General features: G+C 69.9%; 11 protein-coding genes. 2 read left to right on the top strand and 9 right to left on the bottom strand.

Features of this window, described 5'->3' with window-relative positions; all coding sequences use genetic code 11:
- Positions 1–9: 9 nt before the first annotated feature.
- From Amac_RS01395 to Amac_RS53465, 4 genes are read right to left on the bottom strand one after another with little or no spacing between them, the layout of a single operon-like run.
- Positions 10–642 carry a hypothetical protein gene (locus tag Amac_RS01395; RefSeq protein WP_155352402.1) on the bottom strand — a complete coding sequence of 211 codons (633 nt, stop codon included), beginning with the start codon at positions 640–642 and terminating at the stop codon, positions 10–12.
- Positions 639–827 carry a hypothetical protein gene (locus Amac_RS01390; RefSeq protein ID WP_155352401.1) on the bottom strand — a complete coding sequence of 63 codons (189 nt, stop codon included), beginning with the start codon at positions 825–827 and terminating at the stop codon, positions 639–641. Before Amac_RS01390 ends, Amac_RS01395 begins: the two co-directional genes overlap by 4 nt.
- Positions 828–879: 52 nt before the next feature.
- Positions 880–2,142, bottom strand: a complete 1,263-nt coding sequence (locus tag Amac_RS01385) for a phytase (RefSeq protein WP_170322254.1) — start codon at positions 2,140–2,142, stop codon at positions 880–882.
- Positions 2,143–2,147: 5 nt separating this feature from the next.
- Positions 2,148–2,318 carry a hypothetical protein gene (locus Amac_RS53465; RefSeq protein ID WP_170322253.1) on the bottom strand — a complete coding sequence of 57 codons (171 nt, stop codon included), beginning with the start codon at positions 2,316–2,318 and terminating at the stop codon, positions 2,148–2,150.
- Positions 2,319–2,644: 326 nt separating this feature from the next.
- Between Amac_RS53465 and Amac_RS01380 the strand changes: the two genes are divergently transcribed.
- Positions 2,645–3,511, top strand: a complete 867-nt coding sequence (locus Amac_RS01380) for a class I SAM-dependent methyltransferase (RefSeq protein WP_155352399.1) — start codon at positions 2,645–2,647, stop codon at positions 3,509–3,511.
- 24 nt (positions 3,512–3,535) lie between these two features.
- Here the strand turns inward: Amac_RS01380 and Amac_RS01375 are convergent, their stop codons facing one another.
- The 5 genes from Amac_RS01375 to pstC form a co-directional block, all read right to left on the bottom strand.
- Positions 3,536–5,890 carry an Ig-like domain-containing protein gene (locus Amac_RS01375; RefSeq protein ID WP_155352398.1) on the bottom strand — a complete coding sequence of 785 codons (2,355 nt, stop codon included), beginning with the start codon at positions 5,888–5,890 and terminating at the stop codon, positions 3,536–3,538.
- Between the two features lie 10 nt (positions 5,891–5,900).
- Entirely contained in the window at positions 5,901–7,826 is a 1,926-nt protein-coding gene (locus Amac_RS01370) for a phosphate ABC transporter substrate-binding protein PstS (protein ID WP_155352397.1), read from the bottom strand.
- On the bottom strand, positions 7,823–8,608 hold the full coding sequence (locus tag Amac_RS01365) for a phosphate ABC transporter ATP-binding protein (protein ID WP_218040828.1): 786 nt from the start codon (positions 8,606–8,608) through the stop codon (positions 7,823–7,825). The genes Amac_RS01370 and Amac_RS01365 overlap by 4 nt, the downstream gene beginning before the upstream one ends.
- Positions 8,609–8,670: 62 nt before the next feature.
- The gene (pstA, locus tag Amac_RS01360) at positions 8,671–9,759 is read right to left on the bottom strand and encodes a phosphate ABC transporter permease PstA (RefSeq protein WP_170322252.1); all 1,089 of its coding nucleotides are present in this window, start codon (positions 9,757–9,759) and stop codon (positions 8,671–8,673) included.
- Between the two features lie 64 nt (positions 9,760–9,823).
- A complete protein-coding gene (gene pstC / locus Amac_RS01355; RefSeq protein WP_218040818.1) occupies positions 9,824–10,909 on the bottom strand; it encodes a phosphate ABC transporter permease subunit PstC in 1,086 nt (361 codons plus the stop codon).
- Between the two features lie 309 nt (positions 10,910–11,218).
- Between pstC and Amac_RS53460 the strand changes: the two genes are divergently transcribed.
- Positions 11,219–11,922 (top strand): hypothetical protein (locus Amac_RS53460; RefSeq protein WP_170322251.1); only part of this gene is annotated, 704 nt, incomplete at its 3' end.

Genomic DNA, 11,922 nt, shown 5'->3' with positions numbered 1-11,922 from the left:
CGGGGAGACTCAGGACCGTGCGCGTCGCGTGACGATTTCATCCAGCAGCAGGGGCAGTGCGGTTCGGGACGCGGCTATCAAATCCAAATCCTCCGTGCTCGCCGGTCCATAGTCGCGAGACACATACATGTGGGCCTCGTGCCGATCCCCCGGTCCGATCATGATGAAACTGCCACCACCTTCCGGATGGTCCCGGCCCTCGACCATCGCCCGCCACGGAAGCGGACTCCCGGCATCGCCGAGACTCCGCACCAGCTCAAGCTCGGCATCGGTCAGCCACCCGACTTCTTCGCTGATTTCCTTGTCGTTGAAATCCTCAGCGGAATCGACCAGCGGCTCCGCGGGAGCCGGAGAATCCGAGGACCGTGCGCGTCGCGTGACGATTTCATCCAGCAGCCGGGGCAGTGCGGTTCGGGCTCCGGCTGTCAAATCCAAATTCGCCGTGCCCGTCCGGCCGTATTCACGGGACACATACATGTCGTCCTCGCGCCGATCCTCCGGTCCGATCATGATGAAACTGTCGCCTGACCAGTGGTCGCGGCCCTCGACCATCGCCCGCCACGGAAGCGGACTCCCGGCATCGCCGAGATTCCGCAGCAGCCCAAGCTCGGCATCGGTCAGCCACCCGACTTCTTCGTTCATTTCTTCGCCGGATTTCTTATCGTGGGAGTGAAGACATCACTGAACTGCTCAGCCGTCAGTCCCCCGGTTAGGAAGTCCAGGCGCTCACCGAACCGGGCGTCGCCGTGCCGGAGATCGCCCGGGTGCATCGGCCGATCGGGCTCGACATCGGGTCGCGTACCGCCGCCGGAGATCGCCATCGCCATGTTCGCCGACCACAACAACCGTCCAGGCGGGTTCGCATTCGCCAGGTGAGGATCAGCCCCGGGTGTCGACGAGCAGGCCCATCCGGCGGGCCACGTCATCCCACTTCACCAGTGCGAACGCGTTCCCGCCGGTACGGGCGACCAGCAGGCCCTTGCCGTACGGCGATCCGAGGGCCAGGTTCGTGACGGCCAGGCTGCCGGTCGCCGGGACCGAGCCGATGCGGAATCTGCCCATGTACTGGACGGGCTGCCGGTTGTACACGGTGAAACGGCCGTTTCCGGGGGTGGCGGCGATCAGGTAGCCGGGGCTGCCGGGGGCGCGGTAGAGGGACAGTGCGCCGACGTCTTCGAGGCGGTCGCTGCCTTCGCCTGGGCCGCAGGTGCCGTCGGCGGCGGGTAGGGCGCCGAATCCGGAGACCACGTCGACGAGGGAGGGCTGGCCGGTGAGGTCCGGGGTGAGCTGCCAGATGCCGACGCCGCGCTGCGCGACGTAGAGGGTGGACGTGTCGGCCGCCAGGCCCACGATGGGGGCGGGACCGCAGGGGGTCCATGGGGTCAGGTCGTGGGTGACCAGGTCGGTGGGCAGATCTAGGGTGCGGACGACCTCGTACGCGACCTTGCGGCCGGCGGCGGGGACCAGCCGCACCAGCGCCAGCCGGGCGGCGCCGTCCTGGGCGACGACCGCGTACACCCCGGTGGCGTCCTGCCAGACCCTGACGTCGCGCGGGAATCCGTCGGGGAAGATCACCGGCATGTCGGGCGCGGTGACCTCCTCGATGAGCGGGTTTCCGAAACTCGCGGCCACTGGCCGGAAGGCGAGGGCGCGCAGCCTGCCGGTCGCACCGTCGGTGACCACTGCGATGTCGTTGGTCCACTCGGGGTCGAAGCGGAACCGGTAGAACACGTCCACGCCGGTCAGCCGGACTCCCGGGCCCTGCAGGCGGAGGAGGCGGCGACCGGCCAGGTTGTAGGCGGCGATGCCGCCGTCCTCGGCCGCGCCCACGACCACGCTCTTGCGCCGGTCGGTCGGATGCCGCCAGATCCCCACGCCAGCGGCCACTCCACCGGTGACCTTGGCCAGACCGGCCGGACGCACGTAGACCTGCCCCCGTGTCTGAGGCTGGGTCTCCGCCGGAGCAGCGGGAGTCGGCTGCGCGGAAGGGGCCGCGGTTGGCTGCTCTGGCGTGGGGGCCACCACGATGTCGAGCTCAGGGTCCCCCAGCAACTCGGCACCGGTCAGGTTCGCGTTGGTGGAAACCACCACAACCAAGGCGACAGCGGCCACCACGGCCCCGGCGATCGGCAGCCTTCTCACAGCGGTCACTCCACCTCGTCCGAAATCACACGGGGAAACACACGGGAAGCCGCACGGCGAACCACGCGGCGATCCAACAAGCGAAACAACAGAGAACGACCGATCATGGCGAAGCGGAGAGAACCCTCGGCGAACACCGTGACAACACCGACGCATGCGCCGGTGAAGAACTCCATGCCGAGCCACCGTGGCGCTGCGGGATCGCCACCACTGGCAACTCCTCGCTGGGAATCCCCACAAAGCGGGAGGAACCCTCAGCGAGCACCGTGACAACACCCACGCATGTGCCGGTGAAGAAACTCCATGCCGGGCCACCGTGGCGGTGCGGGATCGCCGCCCTCGCTGGGAATCCCCATAGAGCGGGAGGAACCCTAGGTGAATGCCGTGACAACATCCACACGGCTGCCGGTGAAGAACTTCATGTCGAGCGTGCGTGTCGCTGTTCCTCCGCTGTTCCCCGGCAGGATCGCCGCCGTTGGCGGGGCCTCGCTAGGAATCCCCCATGACGACCACTGGCACGCCGATCATCGGCCCGGGGCGGCTGAGCCTGTCCGCCGCCCGCCATCCCAATCCGCTCTGGTGGACCCTTGGCCTCGGCCTTGGCCTGGCTAACGCGGTACGCCATCGTGGCAAGGCTTACCGGCGGCCGAGGCCGTACACGACGGAAGAGGTGGGGCGGAGTGTGGACTATGTGGTCGCGGTCGTCGACCGGTGGGAGGAGGACGGGGTCCAGAGCTGGGAGGGCTTGCGGGTGCTCGAATTGGGGCCCGGGCCTGACCTTGGAACCGGTGCGGTGATCCTTTCTCGTGGCGCGGCCTCGTACACGGCGGCGGACCTTTTTCCGCTCGCCGACGACGCGGGCTCGCGCTACTACGACGCCCTCGGGGAACGCCTGGGCGTGCCGGTGGATCTGGATCGGATCGGCTACCACGTGACCGCGTTTCCCGGGCTGCCGGGGCTGGACGGCCCTTATGACGTGGTGGTGAGCAGTGCCGCGCTGGAGCATTTCGACGACGTGCCCGCCACGTTCGCGCGGCTGGGCGAGCTGGCCGCGCCGAACGCGACCATGACCCATCATGTGGATGGCATGGTGCACATGCGCGGCATCCGTCCCCGCGACCCGCTCAACCTGCTCCGCTACTCGGACTGGACCTACCGGCGGATGAGCTTCCCCGGCGTGCCCAACCGGCTGCGCGCGAGCGACTACCTGGCGGCGGCCGAGGAGACGGGCTGGCGGGCGCGCATCGTGCCCGGCCGCGTCGCCACGGACGCCTACGTCGAGCGGGTACGACCCGGTCTGGCCAGGCCATTCCGGGATCGCACCGATCTGGCCACGCTGACCTTCAGCGTGGTCTGCGCGCGTGACTAGCGCGCAGCTGTCGAGACAACGGCTTCAGGGACTCCCCCGGCCCCACGCGGTCGCCACGGTCGCCGGATCCGCGTACGTGGCGCCGCGCGCCTGGTTGAGGGCGGTGGTGAAGTCGTTCGCGCAGTACGACTCGCCGTCGCTGGTCCAGTGGGTCCGCCAGTCGCCGGTGCAGTCCCACTGGGTGCCGGTGCCGCCCAGGCGTTTGCCGCGCAGGAACTTGTAGATCTGAAGGATGCGCCACTGCCCCGCCACGCCCGACAGCATCGCGGCTACCTGATCCGGCGGGGTGTAGCGGGTGCCGTCGGTACGCGTCCCCAGCACCGGAACCCAGTGGTAGCAGGTGAGGGCGGGGTCGTTGCACCAGTTCCCGGCCAGGCCCTGCACGCTCACGAAGTAGGGCGAGAGCGCCTGCTCGCGCAGGTTGACGCCGTAGCCGTACTGGCGGGCGTAGGCGAAGCAGGTGGCCACCGGGTCGAGCTGGACCGCGGTGGTGGGCGGGCTGCCCGTGTACCCCGGGTAGAGGAACAGGCCCCAGGCCCGGCTGTGGCCGTGCGCGGCGAAGGCGTCGAGCGAGCCGCAGGTCTCCGCGCGCAGGGTCTGCGGGGACGGCTGGGGTTGCCCGGCCGGCGGGGTCAGGTTGATGTAGCTGGCGCTGTGGCTGACAAAGCTCCAGCCGTACTCGTCGCGGAGGCGCTCGGTCTCCGGCCAGGTGGCGTAGTCGGCCAGGGTCGGGTCGCAGAAGTTCTCGTCGGCGTAGCGGACCACGACCGACCCCGTGACAGGGATGTTCCGGGCGCGCAGGTCGTCGGCGAGGTCTCCGAAGAGGGGGACGGAGCCGCGTCTGAGCTGGCAGTTCTGGTCGACGGCGCCGAGTTGCGAGCGGCTCGCCAGCAGCGTGACGTAGCCGGCGCCCGCGCCGCTGCCCCGGCTGAACGGCACCGCGAGCGAGGCGGTGAGTCCCCGGTCGTCGGCCGCTTCGGCGCGCAGGGTGAAGTTGCCGTACGACGGCGGGGTCCAGGTGGCCGACCAGGCCGAACCCTGGAGCGCGGGCCGGAAGGCGACGGCGGCCGCGCCCCAGCCTCCGGTGGGCTGCCAGTACTGGCCGGTGTCCCGGCTGATGACGTAGAGGCGCACCTCGCGTACCGAGGTGTCGTCGGTGGCCGTGCCGGAGAACGTGATCGGGCCGGTGCCGTACCCCTTGCCGAGGATCGGCGCGGTGATCGTGACCTCGGGGGCGAACGCGGCCGAGTCGGGGCCGCCGACCGTGAAGGGCACGCGGGGGTAGGCCGGGTCCTCCTGGCCGGCCGCGTCGATGGCGGTGAACTCAGCCTGATAGCTGCCGGGGCCTGGTGGCGTCCACGCGAAGGACCAGCCGGTCCTGGTGAAGAGCTGCTGCCCGTTGGCCACCGACGCCTTCCCGCCGTCACGTGGGCCGGTCAGCGTGACCGCGCGCCGCTGGTAGGCGCCCCAGGTCCCGTCGGTGCGCAGCCATTTACCGGTGCCCCGGTCGAGCAGGGCCACCATGACGGAGCCGACGCCGCGCGCGTCGTCGGCCACACCCTCCCATTTCACCGGCCCGCCGCTCGGGAAGGCCCGGCGGGTGGTCGTGACCGTCGTGGTGGGCGCGTTGCCGTCGGCGAAGAACGTCCGGCTGATGTCGCGGGCGGCGCCGGATCCGTCCCGCACCTTGACGGCGAAGGTGTACTGGCCGTCTTCGGGCGGGGTCCACCGGAAGGTCCACGCGAAGGTCCCGCTGCCGCTGAAGGGCGTGGCCTGGAGGGCTTCGTAGTTCGTGTCCCAGGTCCCGTTCGGATGCCACCACTGCTGGGTGCCCACGTTGCGTACGGCCACCCGGACGTCGGTGACCGACACGTCGTCGACGGCCAGGCCGCGCAGGACCACCTCCCGGCCCCGGGGCACGATCGCGTCCTTGGCGGGCTCGGCGATCGCCGCGTCCGGCTGCGCCGAGACCGCGGCGGGCAGTTCGGTGACGGTGAAGCGGCGGAACGGCAGCGCGGGGTCGGTGGAGCCATCGGCGGCTGTCGCCACGGCCTGGACCAGGTAGTCGCCCGGCTCGCCGCCCGGCCAGGTGTAGCTCCACGCGCCACCGGGGCCGACGGGCACGACGGGAGCGCTGTAGTCACCCCAGGTGCCCGGCCGCCACCAGAGCTTCCCGGCGCGGTCCTGGATGCCGACCCGGACGGAGACCGCCCCGGTCGCGGTGCCGCTGACGGTGATGGGGGCGCGCGAGTGCAGCGTCCCCTCCCCCGGGGTGCTGATCTGCGCCGCGGGCGCGGCGACAGCGCTCCCGGCGAACGGCGGGACCACGATGACCGATCCACCCAGGAGGGCGGCGACGGCCAGCCGTCGGATTCTCATAGGTTCTCTCTCAGTGCTGGCGGGAGCGGCGCAGGCGGGCCGCCATCCCGGCCACGGCGGGACCGAAGACGACCGCGATCAGCGCGAGGACCATCGCGAGCAGCGTCCAGGGCGTGCTGGCGGCCTCCGCGACCTTCTTGACCTCGGTCGCGGCGCCCCCGGCGAGTTGCGGGTTGATGCTGGCGTTGCCGCCGCTGGTACCCGAGCTGTCGGCCAGCGGGAGGACCTGCCCGTCGGGGGAGACGCCGGGCGTGGTTCCGTCGCTAGTGCCGGTCGTCGTCGACATGTCCCCGCCGGTCGGCGTACCGCTGCCCGGGCCACCGGTCTCACCGTCGCCACCGCCGTCCCCGGCTCCCGGCGTGCCACTGCCCGGGCCGCCCGTGGCCGACTTGCTGGAACCGCCGGTCGGGTTGGACTTACCGCCGGACTTGGGAGAATTGCTGGGACTGGCACTCGACCCGCCGCCGCCACCGCTGGGATTGCTGGCCCCCGGCGAAGGACTGGCGCTCGGGCTGGGCGAGTTGCTGTTGTTGTTATTATTGTTGTTGTTATTGCTATTGTTGTTGCTATTGTTGTTCTGGTTATTATTATTGTTGTTGTTCTGGTTATCGTTGTTGTTGTTATTGCTATTCGGGGGGTTCTCCTCGACCGCCTTCTCGCCTTCCTCGGCGCACTTCTTCCCGTCCGGCAGGGAGAGGCTCTTGTAGTACGCGCCCCACTGAGCTCCGCTGGTTGGCAGCGTCGGATGGCCGGGCACCGAGTTGAGCGCGGTCAGGCCCTGCTCGATGAGTTCCTGCGGGAGCTGGGAGTAGCCGATCGCGTCGACGTTCTTCTGCCCCTCGGTGATCGCGTGCAGGGTGAACTTGCTGATCACCTCGCCCTTGGCGGCGTCGTACCCGTCGGTCGGCACGATGATGTAGTTGTAGCTGGAGATCGGGTAGGCGTTGGGGTGCGTGTGCGCGTACACGTCGGTCAGGTCGTAGGTGCCGTCCGGCTTACGGCGCGCCGCGGTCAGCGCGATCGCCTGGCTGCAGGCGGTCGGCTCGGCGTAGTTGCCGGAGGCGTTCTTCAGCTTGACCACTGACAGCCCGGCCTGGATGGCGTAGGCGTACTCGGCGTAGCCGATGGCGCCCTTGCCCGCCGGTCCCTGCTGGACGGCGATCGCGACGGTGTCGGAGCCGCTCTTGTACTCCACGCCCGACCCCCGGCCGTCCGGCCACTCGTCGGTGGCCCCGCAGGTGGCGCCCTTGCAGTCCTCCGACGGTGCGGCGGGCGGCAGGCCGGTGCAGCCTTCGGGTTTGGTGCACCCGCCCTCCATGTAGCCCTTCCACCGGTCCCCCGCCTGCTTGCTGAGGTATTCGGTGAACACCGAGGTGGTCCCGGACCCACCCTTGCGCACCACCGGGTAGATCGGCGCGTGCGGCAGCCGGGCCTGGATGTCGGGGTTCTCCGCCTTGATGTCGTTATCGTCCCAGAACATCTCCGGCTCGCCCCGATACTGCGTGTAGTACGCGCTGGTGAAGATCTTCACCAGCAGCGGCCCCGACAGCCGAAGCCCGGTGATGGGCTGCCCGGCGTTGTCCTTGATGCTGTACATGACGGCGGTGCCACCCCCGACCAGCGGCATGTACGTGTACGGAAAGTTCGGCAAGGCCTCCGTGCCGAGGTTGTCGGGGAACCGGTAGGACACGTCGCTGGAGGCGAAGTCGGCGTTCTCCCTCTTCGAGAACCGGTCCCGCCCCGCGGTGGATCCCACCTGCTGGTAGTTGATCGACAGCCCCTGCCGCCGCACGTCCACGGTCCACTGCTGGATCGCCAGATACGCGAACGTGGACCCGGCCCCGTTCACGGTCGGCAGGTCCGCGCCGCTCGCGGGGGAGGGCCCGGTTCCCAGGAAGACCAGGACCATCAACAGCGAAATCGCGACCCGGCTCATCCGAACCTCCCGTTGACGTAGTCGGCGGTGCGCGGGTCCTCGGGCGAGCCGAAGATGTGCTCGGTGGCGCCCTGCTCGACCACCCGGCCCGGCTCGTCCTCGGCCGCCAGGAAGAACGCGCAGTGCTGGGAGACCCGCTGCGCCTGCTGCATGTTGTGGGTGACGATCACGATCGTCACCTGGTCCTTGAGTTCATGGATGGTCTCCTCGATCCGGCGGGTGGAGGTCGGGTCGAGCGCCGAGCAGGGCTCGTCCATGAGCAGCACGTCCGGCCGGACGGCCAGCGACCTGGCGATGCAGAGCCGCTGCTGCTGGCCGCCGGAGAGCCCGCCCGCCGGGGCGCTCAGGCGGTTGCGCACCTCGTTCCAGAGACCGGCGCGGCGCAGGCTCTCCTCGATGAGCTGCTCCCGGTTGGCGGCCTTGCGGCCGGTGAGTTTCAGCCCGGCCATCACGTTGTCGCCGATGGTCATGGCGGGGAACGGGTTGGGCTTCTGGAAGACCATGCCGATCCGCCGCCGCACCTCGGTGATGGGCAGCGCCGTGCCGTAGATGTCGTCGCCGTCCAGCAGTACGCTCCCGGCCAGCGAGGCGATGGGGACGAGCTCGTGCATGCGGTTGAGGATGCGCAGGAAGGTGGACTTGCCGCAGCCGGAGGGGCCGATCAGCGCCGTCACCACCCCGGCGCGCATGTCGATGTTGACGCCTTCCAGCACCCGGCGCGCACCGAACCAGGCCGACACCCCGACCCCGCGCAGCGTGCCCCCGGCCGGCTGGACCGGCATCGTGGCCGTGGTGGTCATGGTGGCCGTGGTGGTCTCGGTCTCCTTCTCGGTCTCCTGGGTGCTCACTTCGCCGCCCCCTTCCGACGGCGGCTCCGGCCCCCGCCGGGACCGGCGCCGCCGGCCAGCCGGGCCAGCACGAAGAGTATGAGCACGAGCACGAGCAGGAGCAGCGCGCCACCCCAGGCACGTTCCACAAAGGTCTCCTTGGAGCTTCTGATCTGGTTGAACACGAAGAGCGGGATGTTGTCCTGGTAGTCGGAGAACGGATTGACGTTGAGGACGTTGGTCCCGCCCACCGTGAGCAGAACCGGCGCGGTCTCCCCCACCACCCGGGCCATGCCGAGGATCACCGCGGTCGCCAGCCCCGCCCGCGCGGTCGGCAACACCACCAGCAGCACACTCCGCCAGTACGGCGAGCCCAGCGCCAGCGCCGCCTCCCGCAGGCTGCCGGGCACCACCCGGAGCACCTGCTCGGCCGCGATGGTCACCGTGGGCAGCATCAGGATGGTCAGCGCCAGGCTGCCCGCGAAGCCGGAGAACCCCCACCCGGTGCGGATGACCACGATCGAGTACACGAACAGTCCGGCCACGATCGACGGCAGCGCGGTCATCGCGTCGGCCACCAGCCGGGTGGGCCGGGCCAGCGGGCCGGAGATCTCGCTCAGGTAGACGGCGGTCAGCACGCCGAGCGGGACCGCGATCAGGGTGGCGATGCCGAGCTGCTCCAGGGTGCCGATGAGCGAGTGCAGCAGGCCGCCGTCATCGGCCTCCGAGAGCGGGCCGGTCAACTCCATGGTCTCGGCCAGGAAGCTGAAGTCGATCACGCCGAGGCCGCGGACGGTGACGTACCCGACCACCAGGAAGATCGGCGAGAGGGCCACCGCCGCGCCGGTGGTGATCAGGAGGGAGGCCAGCCGGTCGCGGGCGGTCACCGGGCCGTGGCCGTCCCGGACGACCAGCCAGTAGATGGGCAGGGTCAGCACATACCAGGCGACGACGAACGCCACGCCCTGGATCCGGAACGGCAGGAATCTGTCGAAGATCAGCCAGGTCAGCAGCAGCGCGGAGGCGGCCGATCCGGCGAACTCCCCGATGTCGGCCCACCGCCAGGCCCGGGGCCGCCGCCGCGGCGCCGCCTTCGCCGCATCCACCGCTTTATCCGGAATATCCTGCTTTTCGGCGGGCTTTTGCTCGATAGCCCGGGTCGCCGCCATGTCAGGCCACCGACTTCGCGCGCTCGACCACGATCGCGGCCAGCAGGTTGATCACGATGGTCACCAGGAAGAGCGAGAGCCCGGCCGCCATGAGCGCGCTCAGGCCCAGCTCCTGCGCGTCGAAGAACTCCACCGCGATCCCGCTGGCCACGGTGATGCCGCCGGTCTCGAAGATCTGCGGCTTGATCTCGAAGCGGATGTTGAGGATCAGCGTGGCCGCGATGGTCTCGCCGAGCGCGCGGCCGAGGCCGAGCATGGAGCCGCCGATGATGCCGGTGCGCCCGAACGGCAGGATGACCGTAGTGATCATCCCCCACCGGGTGCCGCCGAGCGCCAGCGCGCCCTCGCACTCGTGCCGGGGGGCCTGCGAGAGCACCTCGCGGATGATCGAGGTGGTGATCGGGATCGCCATCAGCGCGATCACCAGGCCCGCGTTGAAGAGCGAGGAGCCGGTGGCGACGGCCCGCATGAACGGCAGCGAGCCGCCCAGCTGCGCCACCAGCCAGCCCTCGATCGGCTGGAGCCACGGGACCAGGAAGAACAACCCCCAGAGGGCGAAGATCAGGCTGGGGATGGCCGCCATCAGGTCGACCAGCGAGGTGAGCGCGGCGCGGATGGCGCGCGGGGCGTACTCGTTGATGAACACGGCCGTGGCCAGGGCCAGCGGCACAGTCACCAGCATGGCCACGATCGCGGTGATGGCGGTGCCGAACATCATGGCGGCGACGCCGAATTCGGGCGGCACCGAGTCGGGGTTCCAGGGCTGGGTGGTCAGGAAGCCGAACCCGGCGGACTGGAACGCGGGCAGCGCTTCCAGGAGCAGGAAGACGCCGATCAGCACGATGATCAGCAGCGTGATCCCGGCGCCGGTGCTGGCCAGCGCCCGGTAGAAGCGGTCGCTCCCGCTCAGCCTCGCCTCGATGCGGCGAGGTCCCTCGTCGGCCAGGGGACCCTCGTCGGCCGGAGGTCCCGGAGGACCTGGCGGACTCGGGGGGTCCGAGGGATTCGAAGGACCTGGAGGGTCCGGAGGTTCACCTAAGCCGAGGGCCGCGAGGCCCGTCGATCCCTCGGCGTCGTTCGATTCCACCGTGCTCCTATTGCTGAGGCTCTCATCGCTGAGGCTCTTGGTGCTGAGCGCTCCCCTTCGCGGGCATATGTCAGACCGAAGTGTCGCCATGCCGACCTGTCCGCATCACCAATCCCGGGTTAACGAGAACCGGCGCGACAATTGCCAGTCGCGGCGAATCGCGAGGTCAGGTGAATTCCGCCGGGCCTCCCGTGTCCACGGCACGACGTGCCAGTGAACACTCATGTCCGCCCCCCGATGCCATTGCCGGACGGGCACCCGAACGCTTTCCTTTTGGGGGATTACTGCCATTTGCAAGTGGAGAGCACTGTGTTGCGAGCGTCACGCAGGACCCTGGCCGCCGTGGGGGCGATCGCGATCGCCGCGGCCCTGCTGACATTTCCCGCCCCGGGACCGACGAGCGCCATGGCGGCGGCCGAACTGCCGACAGTGGAAGTCTGGACCGCCGCGACCGGCGGCACCAGAGTCGACGGCCCCGACGTCGTGGACCTCGACCCCGGCCAGACGGTGACGGTCCGGTGGCGCAACTTCGCCCCGAACTCCCCGGTCTCCCTCACCCAGTGCATCAACCCGTCCCGGATGTACTTCACCGTCGCCGGCCAGCTCCCGGTCTGGGACGACCGCAAGGGCTGCGCCCACCAGACCCGCGTCCGCGGCGTGACCGGCCCCGACGGCGCCGGCTCCGCCGCCTTCCCCGTCCAGGTCGGCATCATCGACCCAAGCGTGATCTCCAAGTGGGAGGGCGGCAGCCAGGCCGACAACATCCCGTTCCCGTGCAACGGTCAGAACAAGGCCAAGCCGCAGGAGCCGACCTGCACGATCGTGGTTAGCGAATGCGAGTGGAGCCAGCCGCTCGACTTGATCCCCGGCACCCCGCCGACCGCCCGAACCCGCGCCACCGCCCCCAGCGACCCGGCAGGTACGGCTGTCGCCGCCATCAGCGGCCTGCTCCGCTTCAAGAACGACACCGCCGGAGCACCCATCACCACCCACATCCCGCCGCTGGCGCCCCC

This window comes from Acrocarpospora macrocephala (assembly GCF_009687865.1).
In the GTDB taxonomy this organism is placed as follows: Bacteria; Actinomycetota; Actinomycetes; order Streptosporangiales; family Streptosporangiaceae; genus Acrocarpospora; species Acrocarpospora macrocephala.
The sequence above is the reverse complement of the archived record's forward strand: the minus strand, read 5'-3'. Positions and strand labels throughout refer to the sequence as shown.

Bases quoted from the DNA above. Each gene is read 5' to 3' on its own strand.
- Amac_RS01395 (WP_155352402.1), bottom strand. From the start codon at position 642: ATGAACGAAGAAGTCGGGTGGCTGACCGATGCCGAGCTTGGGCTGCTG.
- Amac_RS01390 (WP_155352401.1), bottom strand. From the start codon at position 827: ATGGCGATGGCGATCTCCGGCGGCGGTACGCGACCCGATGTCGAGCCC.
- Amac_RS53465 (WP_170322253.1), bottom strand. From the start codon at position 2,318: ATGGAGTTCTTCACCGGCGCATGCGTCGGTGTTGTCACGGTGTTCGCC.
- Amac_RS01380 (WP_155352399.1), top strand. From the start codon at position 2,645: ATGACGACCACTGGCACGCCGATCATCGGCCCGGGGCGGCTGAGCCTG.
- Amac_RS01375 (WP_155352398.1), bottom strand. From the start codon at position 5,890: ATGAGAATCCGACGGCTGGCCGTCGCCGCCCTCCTGGGTGGATCGGTC.
- Amac_RS01370 (WP_155352397.1), bottom strand. From the start codon at position 7,826: ATGAGCCGGGTCGCGATTTCGCTGTTGATGGTCCTGGTCTTCCTGGGA.
- Amac_RS01365 (WP_218040828.1), bottom strand. From the start codon at position 8,608: ATGCCGGTCCAGCCGGCCGGGGGCACGCTGCGCGGGGTCGGGGTGTCG.